Source organism: Bacteroidota bacterium (genome assembly GCA_020402865.1).
GTDB lineage: Bacteria > Bacteroidota > Bacteroidia > Palsa-965 > Palsa-965.
The window spans coordinates 42,206-61,718 of sequence record JADBYT010000014.1; the positions used below are offsets into that span (position 1 = coordinate 42,206).

The following is a 19,513-nucleotide window of genomic DNA, read 5'->3' on the forward strand; positions in this document are numbered from 1 at the left end:
ATTGTAAGTTAATCCGATACACGGCTGACCAGCCTCATTCGCTGCGCGGGATGGGGAGAGTAGTTTAGCAGTTGTATGGAGATTGCTGAAACGGCTGCGGCCACTGCCTGCTATCATTGCGGCGAAGACCTGAAGGGGAGCACCCTGAAACTTGATAACCGCGCTTTTTGCTGCGAAGGCTGCAAAACGGTTTATGAGATTCTCTCGCAAAACAACATGGCCGATTATTACCGGCTCAACGCCAATCCGGGCAAAAACGGGAAGGATGCTGAAACGGTGCGCGAAAAATATGCCTGGCTTGACGATTCTCAACTCGCGCGCGAGCTGATACAGTTTACCGATGGCGATATTTCCACCATTACGTTTCAGGTGCCGGCCATTCATTGCAGTTCGTGCATCTGGCTGCTGGAGAATTTGTGGAAACTGCATCCGGGCGTGGTGCGCACACAGGTAAACTTTCTGCGCCGCGAAGCACACGTTACCTTCCGCGAAAAAAGCATCAGCCTGCGGCAGCTTTGCGAATTGCTGCACCGCATCGGCTATCCGCCCGATTTGCGCGCAGGCAGCACCACACAGGCCGCACAGCCGCATACACAGCGGCATTGGTTTTACCGGCTTGGCGTGGCGTTTTTCTGTTTCGGCAATATCATGCTGCTGAGCTTTCCCGAATATTTCGGCGTGGATGCGCTGGCCGAATCGGAATACCGTAATTTCTTTGGTTACCTCAACTTCCTGCTTTCGCTGCCGGTGCTGCTTTACAGCTCGTCGATCTTTTTCCGCTCGGCATGGAGCGGGCTGCGCAGCGGTGTGGTGAATATGGATGTGCCCATTGTGCTGGGCATACTGGTGATGTTTCTGCGCAGCAGCTGGGAAATTTTCTCGCACACCGGCGCGGGCTACATGGATACGCTGGCCAGCCTTGTGTTTCTGATGCTCATTGGCCGATTGTTTCAAAACAAAACTTACGACCGCCTTTCGTTTGAGCGCGATTACAAATCGTATTTCCCGATGGCCGTAACCATTTTGCGCCACGGCAGCGAAACAAGCATTCCGGTAGCCAGCATCCGCAAAGGCGACCGCCTGCTCATACGCAGCGAAGAACTGCTACCGGCCGACAGCATACTTATGCAGGGACAGGCGTGCATGGATTACAGTTTTGTAACCGGCGAAAGTGCCCCGGCCGAAAAGGTAGCGGGCGAAATATTATATGCAGGCGGCCGGCAAAAAGGCAGCGCCATTGAAGTGGAAGTAATACGCGAAGTGTCGCAAAGCTACCTCACCCGCCTGTGGAACGATGCCGCATTCCGTAAAGCCGAAACGCACGATGTAACTTCGATGGCAGGGCGTATCAGCAAAACATTCACGTTTGTGGTTTTGGCCATTGCAGCCGGTGCCGCACTCTACTGGTTCAGCAGCGATGCACACCGCTCGCTCAATGCGTTTACGGCTGTACTTATTATTACGTGTCCTTGCGCACTGGCCATTTCATCGCCGTTTACGCTTGGCAATATGCTGCGGCTTTTTGGCCGCAAGCGTATTTACCTCAAAAACACCGCCGTGGTGGAAACACTGGCCGGAATTGATACGGTGATTTTCGACAAAACCGGCACCATGACACAAAGCGGCGATACCGGTGTGCAGTGGGAAGGCGATGAATTGAACGACGAAGAACTTGCCGCAGTGCGCGCACTGGCACGGCAGTCGGGCCACCCGCTGAGTCAGAAACTTTATGCGGGCACGCAAAGTGGTGTACTGCCCGGCATTACTTCGTTTGCCGAACACACAGGCAAAGGCGTGCAAGGTGTGGCAAACGGACTTAATGTAAAACTTGGCGCAGCCTCGTTTGCCGCGCCGGGTTATGCCACACAGGCCGAAGCGAAAACGGCGGCTGTATATATAGGTATAAACGGAACACTCCGTGGCCGTTTTCTGTTTGGCAACCGCTACCGCAACGGCCTCACTGATCTGGTGCAGGAACTGCGCGGAAAGTACACACTGGGCGTGCTTTCGGGCGATAACAATGCCGAAGCGGGCTACATTACCGCGCTTTTTGGCCGCGATGTGCTTGTACGTTTCAATCAATCGCCGGCTGATAAACTGGCCGCGGTGCGCGAACTCCAGCAGCAGGGCCGCAAAGTACTCATGATCGGCGACGGACTAAACGATGCCGGTGCGCTCAAGCAGAGCGATGCGGGCCTGAGTATTTCAGACGACATCAACAATTTTTCGCCGGCGTGCGACGGGATTGTGGATGCGCTGGTGTTCAGGCATATTCCCGCGCTGCTGCATTCGGCCCGCAAAGGGCGGCGCATACTCATGGCCAGTTTCGGTCTTTCATTCCTCTACAACATTGTGGGATTATGGTTTGCCGTGCAGGGCAATTTATCGCCGCTGGTGGCTGCCGTGCTTATGCCGGTGAGTTCGGTAACCATCATTCTGTTTACCACAATCGCATCGCGCATAAACGTGCTGCGTTCACTTTCGGATGCGCCCGATGCAACGTCTGTTGAACAATAAACAGATAAAGCTGAACACAAAATCACACGCATGAATATTCCTGATGAGCGTCATATAAGGCTATGACTCCGCTCATCGTTAACAGACTTTAAGAAACGGAATTTTACCGCGAAAAGAAAAGAGCCATGAGTGTATTATTTGTACTGATAGGAGCGAGTGTGCTGGTGGCCGGAGCGTTTTTGTTTGCCTTTATCCGCAGTGTACGCACCGGACAATACGACGATCAGTACACCCCTTCGGTGCGCATGCTTTTCGATGAACCATCGGGCATTGCATCATCCACCCAACAAAGTAAAACCAACGGAGAGGCCCCCACCGCTGAACCGAACAACCACTGATAACAGAACCTGAGTTTATGGAACACGCCGCAGAAACGGATCTTCACAAGCCACTGGCAGAGAAATTTGCCTACGACAACAAGATTGTCAAAATGTTTGCCTACGCTACCATGCTTTGGGGCGTGGTAGGTATGCTGGCCGGGCTTTATGCAGCGCTTGCGCTGGTTTATCCCTCGTTGAATTTAGGAATAGCCCAAACCTCCTTTGGCCGGGTTCGTCCGCTGCACACCAATGCAGTAATTTTTGCATTTGTGGGTAACGGAATTTTTATGGGCGTGTACTACTCGCTTCAGCGTTTGTGCAAAGCCCGCATGTTCAGCGATATGCTGAGCAAAATACATTTCTGGGGCTGGCAGCTCATTATTGTGCTTGCAGCCGTTACACTGCTCTGGGGCTACACCACCGGTAAGGAATATGCCGAACTTGAATGGCCTATTGATATTCTGATTACGCTCATCTGGGTGGTGTTTGGCTGGAACATGTTTGGCACCATCATCAAACGTCGTGAGCGCCATCTGTATGTGGCTATCTGGTTTTACATTGCCACGTTTGTTACAGTGGCCATGCTGCACATTGTAAACTCATTTGAGCTTCCTATTTCACTGCTTAAAAGTTATTCGTGGTATGCCGGTGTGCAGGATGCGCTTGTGCAGTGGTGGTATGGCCACAATGCGGTAGCGTTCTTTCTCACCACGCCTTATCTGGGTCTGATGTATTACTTCATTCCCAAAGTGGCCAACCGTCCGGTTTACTCGTACCGTCTTTCCATTATTCACTTCTGGGCACTTATTTTTCTTTACATCTGGGCCGGTCCGCACCACCTGCTCTACTCTACACTTCCCGACTGGGCACAATCACTTGGTGTAGTTTTTTCAGTAATGCTCATTGCGCCGTCGTGGGGTGGTATGATTAATGGTTTGCTTACGCTGCGCGGTGTGTGGGATAAAGTGCGTGAAGATGTGGTGCTGAAGTTTCTGGTGGTGGCGGTAACGGCTTACGGTATGGCCACATTTGAAGGACCGATGCTTTCGCTGAAAAACGTAAACGCCATTGCCCACTTTACCGACTGGATTGTGGCACACGTACACGTAGGCGCTCTTGGCTGGAATGGTTTCCTCACCTTTGGTATTCTCTACTGGCTTGTTCCGAAAATGTGGGGCACCACGCTGTGGTCGAAAAAGCTGGCCGGCTGGCACTTCTGGCTGGGCACACTGGGCATTCTGTTCTACGCCATCCCGATGTACTGGGCTGGCTGGGTGCAGCACCTGATGTGGAAACAGTTTACGCCCGACGGACGTTTGCTTTACCCCAACTTTCTCGAAACCGTTACGCAGCTGGCGCCTATGTATATGATGCGCGCACTTGGCGGTACACTTTATCTGGCCGGTGCAGTGATGATGGTGGTAAACCTTATTAAGACTGCCAAGTCAGGCAAATTTATTCCCGAAGAAAGTGCCGAAGCTCCTGCGCTTGCCAAAAACTATCGTTTGCATGGCAATGAACACTGGCACCGCGCTATTGAACGCCGTCCGGTACAATTCCTCATACTCAGTCTGGTCATTGTAGGTATTGGCGGTATTCTTGAGCTTGTGCCCACATTCCTTGTAAAATCAAACGTGCCCACCATTTCAAGTGTGAAACCTTACACCCCGCTCGAACTGCATGGACGCGATATCTATGTGCGCGAAGGCTGCTACGTGTGTCACTCACAGCTCATCCGTCCGTTCCGTTTCGAAACCGTGCGTTACGGCGATTATTCGAAAGCCGGTGAGTTTGTGTATGACCATCCGTTCCAGTGGGGCTCAAAACGCACCGGTCCTGATCTGGCGCGTGAAGGTGTGGGCAACAACAAGAAATCGAACCTGTGGCACTACAACCACCTTGCCGATCCGGGATATATCTCGCAGGGTTCCATTATGCCGAGCTATATCTGGCTGCTGAATGATGAACTGGATACAAGCACCACGGCAGCCAAAATCAGAGCCATGCAAACACTTGGCGTGCCATATGCCGAAGGATACGATGCAAAGGCCAACGCCGATGTACGTGCACAGGAGAATGAGATTTATGCAGACCTGATGAAAGACGAGGAAAAGCTGCTGCCCAGCGAAGGCACCGGCCCGAACCGTGAAGTAATTGCTGTAATCGCTTACCTGCAACGGCTCGGCAGGGATCTCGAAGCCGGAAAATCAGCCGAAAAGAAATAAGCCATGAAATTTTCCAGCTACCTCGAAACGATCACCGGTGTGGGCATATTCCCGCTGCTTTCGCTGCTCATGTTTGTACTGTTTTTTACAGTAGTGGCCATGTGGGCATTCAAAGCCGAAAAGAAAATGATCGATTCAATGAAACAACTTCCGCTGGATAATGCGGAAAATACAACTGCCGATAATCATCAATCAGACCGCGTATGACCACCACTCTCACCACCCGGCGTTGGTTTATTGCCGTAAGCCTTCTGTTCACAGCGGTATCAGCCAGTGCGGCTGATGCAGTGCCCGCAGCTGCAGGCACAACAGAAAACGTGGAAGTATCTGTTTTCTCAAATACATTGTTTAATACACTGCTCACCGTGAGCATACTGATGCTGCTCGTAATAATTGGTCTTGCGCAGATGCTTCAGGGAGCCGCCCGTTTTCATCTTGCCAAATCTAAAAATACGCCCCCTTCGCCCAACAGCGGCGAAGCTAAACACACAGGCAGCGGGACAGTTACCGGTATTGCCTTGCTTGCCAGCCTGTTGCTGCCTGTGTTATCTTCGGCTCAGGATGCAGCAGCCAGTGCGGCAGCAGAAACAGAACTTAAAGTGCCTGATTTTCCCGACAGCATCGGAGGTTTGGATATCGGCGTGTTCTTCTTCATGATTAGCATTATTCTGGTTGAGGTAATTGTGGCCTACGTGCTCTGGGGTGCCGGCATGAAGCTGATTGTAAGCGAGGAAGAAAAAGCACGCCGCAAAACCGCAAAAGCGGCTAAAGCCGCCAAAGCCGCTCCCGCATTTATCGAAACACTCAATGCTTCTGTTTCTATTGAAGACGAACAAACCATTATGCTCGATCATGAGTACGATGGTATCCGCGAGCTCGACAACAACCTGCCGCCGTGGTGGAAATACGGGTTCTACCTCACCATCGTATTCTCTGTAGTGTACCTTGTTCACTACCACGTAAGTAAAACAGGCCCGCTTCAGGATGAAGAATATACACTTCAGGTAGAAGAAGGTGCCCGCCAGCTTGCCGAGTATCGAAAAACTGCCGCAAATCTGGTGGATGAAACGAATGTAACCCTGCTTACTTCGGCCGACAGTATTGGCACCGGACAAAAGATTTTTGTGCAGAAATGCGCGGCCTGCCACGGCCAGAAAGGCGAAGGTCTTGTGGGGCCAAACTTTACCGATAACTACTGGCTGCATGGCGGCGACATCAAGAGTGTGTTTACAACCGTGAAATACGGTGTAACCAACAAAGGCATGCAGGCCTGGCAAAACGATCTTTCGGCTTCCGAAATGCAACAGGTTAGCAGCTACATTCTGAGTATTGCCGGAACAAACGTAGCCGGAGGCAAAGCCCCGGAAGGCACTATTTACAATCCGAAAGGCACACCGGCAGCTGATTCTACAGCCACGCCTGCTGTCGATTCGCTCAAAACCGATTCCGCGAAAACTGTCAGTAAACAAGTAAAATAATACTCAGTATGTCCACAGAACAACAGAAAGAAAAGGTGCAGATGGACGAATCGTTCAGGGACAGTATTGCCACCATTGATGAGAAGGGTAAGAGGGTGTGGATGTTTCCGCAGCAACCCTCCGGACGTTACTACAACCTCCGCACACTCTTTACCTTCTTTTATCTGGTTGTATTTTTTACACTTCCGTTTATTTATGTGGACGGACATCCGCTGTTCGAATTCAATGTAATTGAACGGCGGTTCATCTTTTTCGGCGAAATTTTCTGGCCGCAGGATTTCTTCATCTTCGTAATTGGTATGCTCACCTTTATGGTGTTCATAATTGTGTTTACGGTGGCGTTCGGGCGAATATTCTGTGGCTGGGCCTGTCCGCAAACAGTTTTTCTTGAAATGGTTTTCCGCCGCATCGAATACTGGATAGACGGTGATTTCAACGAACAGAAAAAACTGCGCAAGATGTCGTGGACATCCGCAAAAATACGAAAGCGGGTACTCAAGCATGGCATCTATTTTCTGATTGCGTTTCTGATTGCCAATACGTTCCTTGCCTACATCATCAGCTACAAAGAGTTATTCCGGATCATTGGCGAACCTTTGTCGATGCACTTTGGCGGCTTTGTGGCGATACTCATTTTTACAGGTGTGTTTTATGGCGTATTTGCCTGGTTCAGGGAACAGGCCTGTCTAATTGTTTGTCCCTACGGCCGTATGCAGGGCGTATTGCTCGACAAGCATTCGGTGGTGGTGGCCTACGACTATGTGCGAGGCGAGCCGCGCGGAAAGTTTAAGAAGAACGAGGAAAAGTCACGTGGCGACTGTGTAGATTGCTTTCACTGTGTGCATGTATGCCCCACCGGTATTGATATCCGCCACGGTACACAGCTTGAGTGTGTAAACTGCACGGCCTGCATTGATGCCTGCGACCATGTAATGGAAAAGCTCGACAAACCGAAAGGGCTGATCCGTTATGCTTCCGAAAGCGATATCCGCGAAGGCAAACGCACCCGCATCACGCCACGGAAAATTGGTTATTCCATTGTACTTACACTGCTCACCGGTGTGCTGGTTACGCTGCTTCTTACCCGCTCCGACATGGAAACTACGGTGCTTCGCGCACAGGGACAAATTTTCCAGCGCCAGCCTGATCATCGCATCAGCAACCTGTACAACCTGAAATTAGTAAACAAAACCACGCACGATATTCCGGTTACACTGAAACTCGAATCGCACAAAGGCGAAATAAAACTTGTAGGTGATCCGATTCTGCTCAAAGCCGAGTCGAACGGCGAGAAAGGTTTCTTTGTTATTCTCGACAGCATCAATATCAATCAGCGCAAGTCGAATGTGCTTATCGGAGTATATAACGGCGATAAAAAAGTAAAAACCGTGAAAGCCTCGTTCATCGCGCCGGCATCGGTTACGAAGCATTAACAATATATAAGCTCACTATAAAACAACATACAATGAACTGGGGATTGCGCATTGCACTTTTATATGGCGGCTTTGTAGCCGGAGTGGTGTTTATGGTGATTATGAGTTCGCGCCAGAAAATTGATCTGGTGCGCAAAGACTATTATGCTGCCGAGCTCAAACATCAGGACAGAATAGATGAAACGGCCAATGCAAATGCGTTATCGGAGAAGGTTACATTGAAGCATGCCGGTAAAGCAGTGGAAATTACATTCCCGGCTGAAATGAAAAACAAAGCTGTGAAAGGTACTGCTTTATTTTATCGTCCAAGTGATGCCCTGCTCGACCGCAGGTTTGAGCTGAAGCCCGATACCAGCGGCACACAGGTAATTACAGGCGATTTTACGCCGGGCATTTACAATGTGCAGATACAATGGACATGCGAAGGCAAAACCTATTATTCGGAAATTATTTTTACCTATTAATGCCATGATGATTGTATTGGCCGCATTGAGTTTGGGCTTTTTAGGCAGTTTCCACTGCGCCGGAATGTGCGGCCCCATTGCGCTCGCCCTGCCTGTGCATCACCGCAGCGCAGGCGGGCGCGTGGCCGGAATACTGATTTACAACATTGGCCGTGCCCTTACGTATGCGGCGCTGGGCGCTGTTTTCGGACTTGTGGGCAGTGGCTTTGCGATGGCCGGTTTTCAGCAGGCATTCAGCATTACCATTGGGGTGTTGATGATTTTGTTTGCGCTGATGCCCGAACAACTGGCGTCGAAAATTACCGGTGTAAAACATTTGTTTCGCGGCTTCAATAAAATAAAGCAAAAGCTGGGCTACCTGTTTCAGCAACGCAGTAACAAGGCGCTGCTGTTTACCGGATTGCTGAACGGACTTTTGCCTTGCGGCCTGGTCTATCTGGGCATTGCAGGCGCGGCAGCTACGGGTAATGTGTGGCAGGGCGCGTTGTTTATGGCGGCATTCGGGTTCGGTACCTTCCCGCTTATGATTTCCGTTTCTGCATTCAGTCAGTTTATCACGCTGAATGTGCGCAACAAAATACGCCGCGCCATGCCTGTGGTAATTGCCGGCATGGGTTTACTGCTTATTCTTCGCGGCATGAACCTGGGTATTCCCTACCTGAGTCCCGAAATTACACACACCGAACAAGGCACAGAAGCCTCGTGCTGCAAGCCCGACAGGCACCGCAGCCGCCACTGAAGCACACTACACATGCAGCCTGATACCGATTTAATACGCCGCTGGAACACTGCCGCACCTCGTTACACAAGCTATCCCACGGTGCCCTGCTGGCAACATTCGCCTGAAGAAGACGAGTGGAAAAACGAAGTACGCTTTACTTACGCCACCCTTCCCGAAAACGAAGGCATCAGCCTCTACATTCACCTGCCCTACTGCGAAAGCCTGTGTACGTATTGCGGCTGCAACACACGCATTACCATTAATCATGCGGTGGAAGAGCCTTACGTAAATGCGGTGCTCAAAGAGTGGGAAATGTACTGCGCATTGTTCGACACAGCGCCGCAAATACGCGAGTTGCATCTGGGCGGCGGCACACCCACGTTTTTCAGTGCGGCCAATTTGCATACACTTATTACGGGCATTTTCAGCAAAGCGGCGCTGCATCCCAATGCCATGCTCAGTTTCGAGGCGCATCCGGCCAACACGACCACTGAACACCTCGAAACGCTTTACACACTTGGCTTCCGGCGATTAAGTCTGGGCATTCAGGATTTTGATCCGCTGGTGCAGAAGACCATTAACCGCACACAAAGTTTCGAGAGTGTGCGCAATGTAACCGAGGCTGCACGCCGCATTGGCTACACCTCCGTAAACTTCGATCTCATTTACGGCCTGCCCAAACAAACCATGCACAGTGTGCGCGAAACCTTCCGCCTCACCAACCTGCTGCGGCCTGATCGGATTGCGTTTTACAGCTATGCGCATGTGCCGTGGATTAAACCCGGGCAGCGCAGTTTCACCGAAGCCGATTTGCCCGGCAACGAACAAAAGCTGGCACTCTACCACTGCGGCCGGCAAATGCTCGAAGAGGCCGGTTATCAGGAAATTGGCATGGATCATTTTGCCCTGCCTGCCGACGAGCTCAGCAAAGCCGCACACGAAGGCACACTGCACCGCAATTTTATGGGCTACACCACTTCGCCCTCGCGCCTGCTCATCGGCTTGGGCGTATCAGCCATCAGCGATTCGTGGCTGGCCTACGCGCAAAACTTCAAAACGGTGGAAGCCTACCTCGATGCGGTCAACAACGGCCGCCTGCCCGTATTCCGCGGCCACCTGCTTACTGCCGAAGATGTAAAAATGCGCCGCCACATTTTAAACATCATGTGCCGTTACAACACGCAATGGACAAACACCGCCCACGAAAAAGTATTTTACCAAACCATTGCCGAACGCTTAACGCCACACCGGCACGATGGTTTGGTGAAACTCAGTCCCGGTACACTCGAAGTAACGCCGTTGGGCCGCGCATTTCTGCGTAACATCTGTATGGCGTTTGATGAGCGGTTGTATGCGGCGGAGCAGGAGAAGGTTATGTTTAGTAAGGCGGTGTGAAACGAGATTAACACCTTTCTAATAATCATACAATTAATTATTATTTAAATTAAAGCACTGAAAATTTATTGTATTTTTCTTTATTCATTATCTCAACACTTTCAAGAGATGCTATAACTTTATCATTAATATAATCATAACCTGAATCCAAATTGCCAGAAAAATCATATTTTAACTCATAAATCAGATCTTTGTCAGAATTATATAAAAACTTAGTACTAAATAGAGGAATTCCCAAAGCTGAAAAATAGCAAGCCGCTATTTCATTTTCATCCTCCGCAATGTATAAGTCAAAGTATTCAATTTCCTTTCCATTTTCATCGAACTCAATTATTTTTTTTACCTGAATACCTCTAGTATAATCCAGTAATGGAAGATGAATAATAAATGGAATATTTTTATACATCTTTGTATGCTTTTTAACTATTTCGCTATATTCATTACTATCCAAATAATATACTATTCTTTTTAATTGTTCTTTTTCTAAAAGTTCTTCTCTTAATAAGTTTCCTGATTCATAAAATCGTCTTTTATACCTTGCTAATGAGGCAACTTCAGCATGACTTAATTTCTCACCAGTAGTTGAAAAATATTCATAATCCATGTTCTCAAAGTTTAGGATTAATATCGATTTCTGAACCGTCCAGAACAATTTTCATACCTACATCAACTGCTTTGCTATACTGTGATGTCATTGTACGTAACATTTTCTTAAAATCATTTTTTACACCAGAATTATAAAGGTCTTTTCTTTTTATATTATATACATCAATTTTACCTTTTTCTGCAGCACTCTTTACATTTTTGGCTTTTTTTGACTCCTCAACTCCACCAAATCCTTCTATGGCGGCATCTCGAATATTAATAAAATCAGATTTGGTTGCTGTAGCTGAAACGTCAATATCTTTAGCCGTAGGTTTTCTTAATGCAGAACCCTGCACATTAATATTAACTACTTTGGCATCGAATTGATCTAACAGATTAACCACTCCTTTTTTCCAATCTGCAAATTTTTCAGCACTCTGGAACCAATATGGGTATCCTCTCGGTTGAATAATAGTAGCCCAATTTTCCATCTGTTGTGAAAGATGAGGTGCACGAATAATTTTATCTTTTCGACTTCCTACAAAAGCCATATCAGTCATAACATCATCTTTAACATTTAAAGATAAACCAGACTTTACTATAAGTTTCATTTCGTCAGGCGAATAGATAAAATTGAATCTATCAGGTTCTTTAGTTGTTTTTGATTTTACGCTTTCGGTAATCTCAGGCGCTTTTTTTAAAGTCATTTCATCATCTTCTATCAAAGGGAATAAATTAGATAATAGTATACTAATTCTCTCAAAACTTGAATCAATTTTATTATTTATTACTTCCATTTCCGCATCTGTATATTGTGTATTTCTATCATAATCAACGGTTTTCTCAACTTTCAAAACCTCATTATACTCATTTTCTGCCTCTGTAATATTTTTTTCAGCATTATTTCTTTCTTGAGACCCTGATTGTAGTTTATTCACTGCGATGTTAATCAATGAGAGCCAAGTAGGTAAGGTTTTTTGTTCACTAGCTACATATAAACGGGCATTCTTATTTTCTCCTTTATAAAATATCTTATGTTGTTTTTTATTTTTTGTTTTGAAGGATTTGGATTTTTTCCACCATGAAAAAATAACATCCTTAACACTACCCGCCACATTCTTCACTCCCCCCCACAATTTCCCCGCCTTCTCCTTAATCCACTTCGCCACCTTACTCATCATCCCGTCCACCTTATCCTTAATCTTCGCCAGCGCCGCACGAATCTTCGCCGTAATGCCATCCAGCTTAATCAGTTTCGCCAGAAACGAAATAACCAGCGTTAAGCCCTGTGCCAGTCCATTCTCCAACGCACCCGCCGCAGCACCGATATTGCCCATTGCAATTTCGCCGATGGAGCCCATGAAGTTGCCAATCATCTGCGCAATGTCTTTGGCTTTCTGGATGAAGAACACAATGGTATCGTAAATGCCCACAATGGCGCGTATGATGCCTGCGCCGGGGATAATGAGCGTAGCCACAAACTCGATGGCTTTCTGGATAATGGTTTCTTTGATCCAGCTTTTCACCGCATCCACAAACGCATCTTTCAGCTCACCGGCCATGTCTTTGAGGGCATCCCAGGCGGCCATGGGGCCATCGGTGATGAGTGCTTTCACAATCTCAAAGCCTTTTTCCATGCCTTCCACCACCGGCTCGGGAATAATTTTCACTAAGTGCTTGCGGATGTTCTGGTAGCTGATGCCCACCATTTGCAACGCCACGCTGGCAATGCCTTTGGGGTCCCAGCTTTCGGGCAATTTCACTTCCGTAAGTGAGCCGGTGAGCCAGCTGAACAACGCATTTTTGAGGTGAGTCAAAAAGTTTTTGCCGAAATTCTGAAAGCCTTGATCGGCGGCATTGAAGAGGTTTTTTACAAACTGGATGGGCTTTGTAAAGATGGCCTTGAGCACTTTTGCGCCCTTGTTGATGATGCCTTCAATTTCGCTGAGCGAATAGCCGAATTTCTGCAAGGCCCAGGTGAAGAACTTTTTGGCGGCTTCCAGCAACAGCTTGCCCAGTTTAGCCAGCGCGCCCGACATTTCCTCCTTCATCTTTTCAATCTTCTCGTCGATGGCTTTGATGGCTGCCTTTTGCTTGTCCTGAAGTTTTTGCGCAAGTTCTTTTTCTTTTTCGTCAACCTCTTTATCCAGCTCATTGAGCCTGTCGGTCATTTCTTTCATGGCCGATTCGCCTTCGGCTTTCAACTCGGGGCCGAGGTTCTTTACATATTTGGCAATTTCGGTTTTGGCGCCTTCAATTTCGGCTTTGCATTCGGCAATTACGTTCTTGTTATCTGCAGTAATATCGGCCACGAGTTTGTTCATCGTGTCCACAAAAATGCCTTTGTTGCGCTGGAAGATTTCGTTTACTTCGGGCAGCTCATCCATGCCCAGCAGCCAGTCTTTGGCTTTTTTGGCCCAGCCCCAGAAGCCGCTGTAGCGTTGGTCTTTAAAGGCTTCTATCTCGCGCTTTACATCGTCTTCAAATTTCTTCGATGCAGTAGCATTGCCATCGTCGAAACGTTTCATGCTTTGCGTTTCGAGTTCGGCAAGGCGTGTGGTTACTTTATTGCGGGCTTTGTCGTAAATGGCCTTAATATCATCAGTCACCTTTTGCCGCTTTTGCTGCATGGTGAGTTTGGTGCCGGTTTGCCTGCCGCGCGTGGCGGCGAGCGACTGTTTGCGTTTGTTTTTTATTTCGCCGCGGCCTTTCTGTTCTTCCTGCTGCAATTCGGTATCCACCTGCTTGCGTTCATGCTCGGCGGTTTTGCGGGCGGCGGCGGGTTTGTCTTTTACATCTTTTTTGAGCTGCTTGCGGTCTTTGTTGGCTTCGGCAAGGTCGCCGCTGTCCACCATATCAAGCTGCTCCTGCGAAATTTCTTCTTTTTTGAGCAGATCGTCGGAGTCTTTGCTGAACTTGCTCATATCGGTATGTTCCGGTTTGAGCGGGGCAATGGCACCGGCGCCAAGTTGCAGATTGGGTGTGGCCGGGGCAATTTCTTCGGGCGGTAACGCTTCGGGCGTATGCGTAGGTGGTGCGGGCGGACGGGGTTTGTCCATTTCGCCGAAGGTATCGGTTACGCTGTTGGTGTGGCCCTGCACCATATTCATTACGGTGCGGCTGATATGCCCGCCTTTGCCGTTTCGTTTGAAGTTGTCCACATCTTCAATACTTTGCGGCATATTGGCCTGAATGCTGTCGAGCATGGCTTTTGAGGCGTCTTCGGCTTTGGGTTCAGGGGCGGGCTTTTGGTTAAGGGCCTCAACCTGTTCGCCATGACTTTTGCTTTGTCCTTCGAGTGCAGGCGGCACCACGGCTTTTTCTGTCTGGCCAAGTTTGGTAAGCGGATCGTCGTGCGTTTGTTCGTTGGCTTTGAGCTGAGCAAGTTTAGCCACACCACGCAGCAAAACCGGGCCGCCCAGCATGGCCAGGAATTTGCCCACTTTACCTTTTGCGGCTGCCTGCAACGGATTTTTGGCAGCACCCGCTTTTTTACCGCCCTTGCCTTTCTTCACATTTAAATCAGTCTGGCCTTTGGGTTTTGCTTTCTGTGCCGCTTTGGCCGCTGCTGCCTGCACCGTAACAACGGTTGCCTTGGGTTTAAGCGGCTTTGGCTGCTGGCCTTTGCCATGCTTTTTCTCAGCCGCTACAGCCTCCATCTCTAATCGAACAGCCTCAAACACCGACATGTCGGCCGGCAATTCAATCATTTCACCATTCATGCGCCGGAACATACGCTTGCCGCCATCGCCGCTTTGTGCTTCACCGTTTGACTGGCGGGCAGGCGGATTGGGAGTAACGGTGGGTGTTACGCTTTTGGTGCGGGCGGGCGTACCAGACATAAATTTCTTTGCTTCAGATTCACAAATTACAATGCCCGGAAGGCAGAAAGCAAGCAGGATTTATCAACAGAAGTTGTTTACCGTTTTTGATGCTCCGAAAGGTTTGGTTAAATAGCCCGGATAGAACGGAGGGCGGATGGTGTACCTACTTTTTTGTGCCGCACACTCCGACCGCAGAGATAGCCGGAGCCAAGCGGTATTTTGAAATGCTTTACGGTTCGCTCCCACATACTGGCACTCGCTTATCTTTGCCACATGAAAACCAAAGAATGCCCCTCGTGCGCCATGGAAATTCCGAAAAACGCGGAAGAATGCCCGGTCTGCAACTTTGAATTTCCCGTTCAACCCAAATCCCATACCTGGATTATCTGGATAGTACTTATTGCATTTGTACTGATGCTGTTTGGCGGTATTGCCCGTTTTCTGTAAACAAAAAAGCGGCGCCGTTTGCCGGGCCGCTTCAGTTGTATTCTATTTAAATAGTTGTTACGCCACGCCTTCGTAACCGATACGTTCTTCGATGAGATACGTATTCCTGTCGCTTGATGAACGCGCAATAAGTTCGCCGAGGAAGCCGGCCAGAAAAAGTTGTGTGCCGATAATCATGCTGGTGAGTGCAATGTAAAACCACGGACTTTCAGTAACGCGCGGTGCTGTGCCGCCGCTGAATACATGATATAATTTTGCACCACCCAGCCATGCCGCCGCAAAAAAGCCAAGCATGAACATGAGCGAGCCGATGAGCCCGAAGAAATGCATGGGGCGTTTGCCAAACTTGGAAACGAAGGTGATGGAAAGCAGATCGAGGAAGCCGTTTACAAAACGCTCTAATCCGAATTTCGACACGCCGTATTTTCGGGCCTGATGCACCACTACCTTCTCGCCTATTTTGTGAAAACCTGCGCGTTTGGCTATTACCGGAATGTAACGGTGCATTTCGCCATACACTTCAATGCTTTTCACTACTTCGCGGCGGTAGGCCTTGAGACCGCAGTTCATGTCGTGCAGCTTTACGCCGCTGAGCCAGCCGGTGGCTGCATTGTATAATTTGGAAGGAAGATTTTTGGTTACGGCATTGTCGTAACGCTTTTTCTTCCAGCCCGAAACCAGATCGAATTTTTCTTCACGAATCATGCGCACCAGTTCAGGCACTTCGTCGGGACTGTCCTGCAAATCGGCATCCATGGTAATGACTACTTTGCCGTTTACCGCCTCGAAGCCGGTGTTGAGTGCCGCCGATTTTCCGTAGTTGCGGCGGAAACGAATGCCGCGCACTTCGGGAAACTGCGCCACCAGACTGCTCACCACTTCCCACGAACGGTCGGTGCTGCCATCGTCCACAAACACTACTTCGTAGGTGAAGTTGTTTTGCTTCATTACACGCGCAACCCAGGCGTGAAGCTCGGGCAGCGATTCTTCTTCGTTGTAAAGCGGAACTACAATGGATACGTCCATAACGAATTATGCATGGCCAGACGGCGGACCGTTTGACTGAAATGGTGAATACGGGTTATTGGAGGGAATATGTTTGGGATCAACCGGCGAAGCTGCTTTTTTAGTAAAGAATGCAGCTGTAATCAGGTTAATTAGGGTAAACACGAACAAATTTCCGACAAGCGCCATCAATAAAAGTATGGGGGCTGTGGTGAAACGTTTGCCCATGTCCTGCGCCATTTGCAGCTGCGCTTCGGGCATTCCGTCCTGCCGCAGTTTTTCGTACTGCATTTCCTGCTGGGCTGCAATGTATCCGGGAGCAATTACTTTGGCAAACACCACAGTCCAGATGGAAAGAATAACAGCCACAACCACGGCTACAAGCATGGCATAGCCAAACGCATTGCCATAGGTCATACCCAGATCGCCGCGCTTTTGTGCCCAGCCACGCAACCCCAGAATAAGAAACAGAATATAAAAAACGTAAGACACATAGTTTATGAACTGATTCAGTTCAAGCATATACACCACCAAACCCACAGCCACGCCCCCCATTGCCGCAGCAATGCCGTATTGTGCCACATGTGCCCATTTGCCGTTTACCTGATTGGTCATTCTGTTACGTTTTTAACGCCCAAAGATAACCAAAAGCCGTTGTCGCGCCTGATTTTCACATCTTTTGGAAAATTCCACCGCTGAAACACCGATAAAGATTTGCAAAACAAAAAACTTGCTTACCTTTGTGCCGGGTAAGTCTTATACGACCAGCTCCTGTTGAATCCCCCAGGTCCGGAAGGAAGCAAGGGTAGATGGTTGAGCGGTGCGATGTAAGTAGCTTACCCATTTTTTTTTGTCATTTTTCGGCTCCGCTCAAAATGACAAAAAATAATGGGCTTTGTACACATTGGACAACGCTGAGGAAAGTTTTTCGCCTGCGGCGAAGTAAACTTCTTTCTGCAAAATTTAAGCAAGTCTGCGGACTTGCGGAACAAAAGCCCCTGTCAACCCGCACACTCAAAAAATCCCCCCGGAAAATATTCCTTAGTTTCGTAAAGCCAAATCAACACACACATTTGTGTTTTTCAAACACGCCTATTCCGGTTTATCCATTCAAACCAATCGTTTGAAATTGCGCACCTACATGCACAACGATGCGCGGGCCTTGTTTGAATTTGTGGCACACAACCGGGAACGGATGCTCGATTACCTGCCCCTGACGGTAGAGCAAAATTCTTCAGTACTTGCCTCACGGCGCTTTATCAGGGAGCGGAAAAACGATTACCTGAATGATAAAAGCTGCTTTCTCGGCATTTTTCTGCATTCGGGCGAGCTGATCGGGCAAATTGCCATTCGCGAAATCAATTACCGCGTACCCAAGTGTGAAATGGGCTATGTAATTGATGCCCGGCAAACCGGTAAAGGCTATGCCCGCGAAGCTCTCGATGCGCTTTGCCACTGGTGTTTTGGCGAATTGAAGATGCAGAAAGTGAGCCTGCGCATTGAACCGGTAAATACCGCATCACGCAAAGTGGCCGCGGCTGCCGGATTTACCCTTACCGCCATGCTGCGCAACGATTTCCGCACGGCCGATGCCCGCCTGATGGATGCCGAACTCTGGGAACGCATACCGCCCGCGAAATAAACATGTCGTTAATTATATGTTCATTACTGCCGCCCGCCACGCATGCGAATAAGGCCGGTTTGCACTATTTTTGCAGCATATAAACTCTTCACTCATGAAATTCTTTATCGATACGGCCGACCTCGCCCAGATTCGTGAAGCCCAGGAACTGGGTGTGCTCGACGGTGTGACCACAAACCCCTCGCTCATGGCCAAAGTGGGCATTAAAGGCGCGGCTGCGGTTGAACAACATTATATCGACATCTGCAACATCGTGACCGGTGATGTTAGCGCCGAAGTAATCAGCACCGACTACGAAGGCATTATCCGCGAAGGCGAACACCTCGCCGCACTTCACCCGCAAATTGTAGTGAAAGTGCCCATGATTAAAGACGGTGTGCGCGCCATCAAATACTTCACCTCAAAAGGCATCCGCACCAACTGCACGCTCGTGTTCTCGGCCGGTCAGGCCCTGCTGGCTGCCAAAGCCGGTGCCACCTACGTGTCGCCCTTCATTGGCCGTCTCGACGATGTGTCAACCGACGGACTTGTGCTGATTGAAGAGATCCGCACCATTTACGACAACTACGGCTACCAGACACAAATTCTGGCCGCCTCGGTGCGTCACCCCATGCACATTATCAACTGCGCCAAAATTGGTGCCGATGTGGCCACCTGTCCGCTCAGCGCCATTACCGCACTGCTCAAACACCCGCTCACCGACAACGGACTGGCGCAGTTCCTTGCCGATGCGCAAAAGTTTGCATAAAAGCTTCCAATCATCACACGCAGCCGGACAAACGTCCGGCTGTTGTTTTTACCACTAATCACAACTACCTTTAAGCATGATTCTGCGCATCAACCCTGAAAAGCCCGACGCCAAAGACATCCACAAGGTAGCCGACGTGTTGCGCAGCGGAGGCATTATTATTTATCCCACCGATACTGTATATGGCCTGGGCTGCGATATCTACCAGCCAAAAGCCATTGAACGCCTTTGCAGACTAAAAGGCATTGCCCCCGAAAAAGCCAACCTCTCCATCATTTGCAGCGACCTGAGCCACCTTGCCGATTTTGCAAAACCCATTTCCACCTCCATATTCCGCGTACTCAAAAAAGCATTGCCCGGCCCATACACCTTTATTCTGGAAGCCAACACCAAAGTGCCCAAACTGTTTCAGAACAAGAGAAAGTCAGTAGGTATTCGTGTGCCGGAAAATAAAATTGTGCAGGAAATTGTAAAGGCGCTGGGCAATCCAATCGTGTCCACTTCGGTACACGATTTAAGCGATGAAATGCTCGACTATTACGCCGATCCTGATAAGCTGGCCGAGAATTATGTGGATAAGGTGGATGTGGTGATTAACGGCGGATACAGCAATATTCAGGCTTCTACAGTAGTTGACTGTACGGATGGGGATTTTGTGGTGGTGCGTGAGGGATTGGGAGAGACGGCGCATTTGTGGTAAGTAAGCATA

General features: G+C 49.1%; 17 protein-coding genes and 1 other RNA gene. 14 read left to right on the forward strand and 4 right to left on the reverse strand.

Features of this window, described 5'->3' with window-relative positions; genetic code table 11:
- Positions 1–75 precede the first annotated feature (75 nt).
- The 9 genes from IM638_10830 to hemN all read left to right on the forward strand — a co-directional run bounded on the left by IM638_10830 (position 76) and on the right by hemN (position 10,553).
- Positions 76–2,517, forward strand: coding sequence for a heavy metal translocating P-type ATPase metal-binding domain-containing protein (locus tag IM638_10830; GenBank protein ID MCA6363523.1), 2,442 nt, complete (start codon positions 76–78; stop codon positions 2,515–2,517).
- 125 nt (positions 2,518–2,642) lie between these two features.
- A complete protein-coding gene (gene ccoS / locus IM638_10835) occupies positions 2,643–2,855 on the forward strand; it encodes a cbb3-type cytochrome oxidase assembly protein CcoS (GenBank protein ID MCA6363524.1) in 213 nt (70 codons plus the stop codon).
- A gap of 17 nt (positions 2,856–2,872) precedes the next feature.
- Complete coding sequence (gene ccoN / locus IM638_10840) at positions 2,873–5,062, forward strand: cytochrome-c oxidase, cbb3-type subunit I (protein MCA6363525.1); 2,190 nt, start codon at positions 2,873–2,875, stop codon at positions 5,060–5,062.
- A 3-nt stretch (positions 5,063–5,065) separates the two neighbouring features.
- Positions 5,066–5,269 carry a CcoQ/FixQ family Cbb3-type cytochrome c oxidase assembly chaperone gene (locus IM638_10845; protein ID MCA6363526.1) on the forward strand — a complete coding sequence of 68 codons (204 nt, stop codon included), beginning with the start codon at positions 5,066–5,068 and terminating at the stop codon, positions 5,267–5,269.
- The gene (locus tag IM638_10850) at positions 5,266–6,540 is read left to right on the forward strand and encodes a c-type cytochrome (protein MCA6363527.1); all 1,275 of its coding nucleotides are present in this window, start codon (positions 5,266–5,268) and stop codon (positions 6,538–6,540) included. The genes IM638_10845 and IM638_10850 overlap by 4 nt, the downstream gene beginning before the upstream one ends.
- Positions 6,541–6,581: 41 nt before the next feature.
- A complete protein-coding gene (gene ccoG, locus IM638_10855) occupies positions 6,582–7,973 on the forward strand; it encodes a cytochrome c oxidase accessory protein CcoG (protein ID MCA6363528.1) in 1,392 nt (463 codons plus the stop codon).
- Positions 7,974–8,005: 32 nt separating this feature from the next.
- Positions 8,006–8,437, forward strand: coding sequence for a FixH family protein (locus IM638_10860; GenBank protein MCA6363529.1), 432 nt, complete (start codon positions 8,006–8,008; stop codon positions 8,435–8,437).
- Between the two features lie 7 nt (positions 8,438–8,444).
- Positions 8,445–9,176 (forward strand): sulfite exporter TauE/SafE family protein, encoded by a 732-nt coding sequence (locus tag IM638_10865; GenBank protein MCA6363530.1) that lies wholly within the window; start codon positions 8,445–8,447, stop codon positions 9,174–9,176.
- 12 nt (positions 9,177–9,188) lie between these two features.
- Positions 9,189–10,553 (forward strand): oxygen-independent coproporphyrinogen III oxidase, encoded by a 1,365-nt coding sequence (hemN, locus tag IM638_10870; GenBank protein ID MCA6363531.1) that lies wholly within the window; start codon positions 9,189–9,191, stop codon positions 10,551–10,553.
- 49 nt (positions 10,554–10,602) lie between these two features.
- Here hemN and IM638_10875 read toward each other — a convergent pair whose 3' ends face one another.
- Both IM638_10875 and IM638_10880 read right to left on the reverse strand, forming a co-directional pair.
- Entirely contained in the window at positions 10,603–11,157 is a 555-nt protein-coding gene (locus tag IM638_10875) for a hypothetical protein (protein MCA6363532.1), read from the reverse strand.
- Between the two features lie 4 nt (positions 11,158–11,161).
- Positions 11,162–14,980 carry a hypothetical protein gene (locus IM638_10880; GenBank protein MCA6363533.1) on the reverse strand — a complete coding sequence of 1,273 codons (3,819 nt, stop codon included), beginning with the start codon at positions 14,978–14,980 and terminating at the stop codon, positions 11,162–11,164.
- A gap of 255 nt (positions 14,981–15,235) precedes the next feature.
- On the opposite strand from IM638_10880, the gene IM638_10885 reads away from it, so the two are divergent.
- The gene (locus IM638_10885) at positions 15,236–15,409 is read left to right on the forward strand and encodes a hypothetical protein (protein MCA6363534.1); all 174 of its coding nucleotides are present in this window, start codon (positions 15,236–15,238) and stop codon (positions 15,407–15,409) included.
- Between the two features lie 57 nt (positions 15,410–15,466).
- Here the strand turns inward: IM638_10885 and IM638_10890 are convergent, their stop codons facing one another.
- The gene (locus IM638_10890; protein MCA6363535.1) at positions 15,467–16,435 is read right to left on the reverse strand and encodes a glycosyltransferase family 2 protein; all 969 of its coding nucleotides are present in this window, start codon (positions 16,433–16,435) and stop codon (positions 15,467–15,469) included.
- Between the two features lie 6 nt (positions 16,436–16,441).
- Positions 16,442–17,029 (reverse strand): DUF4199 domain-containing protein, encoded by a 588-nt coding sequence (locus IM638_10895; protein ID MCA6363536.1) that lies wholly within the window; start codon positions 17,027–17,029, stop codon positions 16,442–16,444.
- A gap of 132 nt (positions 17,030–17,161) precedes the next feature.
- Here IM638_10895 and ffs point away from each other — a divergent pair.
- The 4 genes from ffs (at position 17,162) to IM638_10915 (ending at position 19,504) form a co-directional block, all read left to right on the forward strand.
- Positions 17,162–17,259: signal recognition particle sRNA small type (gene ffs / locus IM638_10900), an RNA gene on the forward strand.
- A gap of 230 nt (positions 17,260–17,489) precedes the next feature.
- A complete protein-coding gene (locus IM638_10905) occupies positions 17,490–18,056 on the forward strand; it encodes a GNAT family N-acetyltransferase (protein ID MCA6363537.1) in 567 nt (188 codons plus the stop codon).
- Between the two features lie 94 nt (positions 18,057–18,150).
- The gene (gene fsa / locus IM638_10910; GenBank protein ID MCA6363538.1) at positions 18,151–18,804 is read left to right on the forward strand and encodes a fructose-6-phosphate aldolase; all 654 of its coding nucleotides are present in this window, start codon (positions 18,151–18,153) and stop codon (positions 18,802–18,804) included.
- A 76-nt stretch (positions 18,805–18,880) separates the two neighbouring features.
- On the forward strand, positions 18,881–19,504 hold the full coding sequence (locus tag IM638_10915) for a threonylcarbamoyl-AMP synthase (GenBank protein ID MCA6363539.1): 624 nt from the start codon (positions 18,881–18,883) through the stop codon (positions 19,502–19,504).
- Positions 19,505–19,513: the final 9 nt, after the last annotated feature.

What these genes read in the sequence shown, in the direction of transcription:
- hemN (MCA6363531.1), top strand. Translation starts at nt 9,189, where the DNA reads ATGCAGCCTGATACCGATTTAATACGCCGCTGGAACACTGCCGCACCT.
- IM638_10845 (MCA6363526.1), top strand. Translation starts at nt 5,066, where the DNA reads ATGAAATTTTCCAGCTACCTCGAAACGATCACCGGTGTGGGCATATTC.
- ccoS (MCA6363524.1), top strand. Translation starts at nt 2,643, where the DNA reads ATGAGTGTATTATTTGTACTGATAGGAGCGAGTGTGCTGGTGGCCGGA.
- IM638_10890 (MCA6363535.1), bottom strand. Translation starts at nt 16,435, where the DNA reads ATGGACGTATCCATTGTAGTTCCGCTTTACAACGAAGAAGAATCGCTG.
- ccoG (MCA6363528.1), top strand. Translation starts at nt 6,582, where the DNA reads ATGGACGAATCGTTCAGGGACAGTATTGCCACCATTGATGAGAAGGGT.
- fsa (MCA6363538.1), top strand. Translation starts at nt 18,151, where the DNA reads ATGAAATTCTTTATCGATACGGCCGACCTCGCCCAGATTCGTGAAGCC.
- IM638_10885 (MCA6363534.1), top strand. Translation starts at nt 15,236, where the DNA reads ATGAAAACCAAAGAATGCCCCTCGTGCGCCATGGAAATTCCGAAAAAC.
- IM638_10850 (MCA6363527.1), top strand. Translation starts at nt 5,266, where the DNA reads ATGACCACCACTCTCACCACCCGGCGTTGGTTTATTGCCGTAAGCCTT.
- IM638_10830 (MCA6363523.1), top strand. Translation starts at nt 76, where the DNA reads ATGGAGATTGCTGAAACGGCTGCGGCCACTGCCTGCTATCATTGCGGC.
- IM638_10880 (MCA6363533.1), bottom strand. Translation starts at nt 14,980, where the DNA reads ATGTCTGGTACGCCCGCCCGCACCAAAAGCGTAACACCCACCGTTACT.
- IM638_10915 (MCA6363539.1), top strand. Translation starts at nt 18,881, where the DNA reads ATGATTCTGCGCATCAACCCTGAAAAGCCCGACGCCAAAGACATCCAC.
- ccoN (MCA6363525.1), top strand. Translation starts at nt 2,873, where the DNA reads ATGGAACACGCCGCAGAAACGGATCTTCACAAGCCACTGGCAGAGAAA.
- IM638_10865 (MCA6363530.1), top strand. Translation starts at nt 8,445, where the DNA reads ATGATTGTATTGGCCGCATTGAGTTTGGGCTTTTTAGGCAGTTTCCAC.
- IM638_10860 (MCA6363529.1), top strand. Translation starts at nt 8,006, where the DNA reads ATGAACTGGGGATTGCGCATTGCACTTTTATATGGCGGCTTTGTAGCC.
- IM638_10875 (MCA6363532.1), bottom strand. Translation starts at nt 11,157, where the DNA reads ATGGATTATGAATATTTTTCAACTACTGGTGAGAAATTAAGTCATGCT.
- IM638_10895 (MCA6363536.1), bottom strand. Translation starts at nt 17,029, where the DNA reads ATGACCAATCAGGTAAACGGCAAATGGGCACATGTGGCACAATACGGC.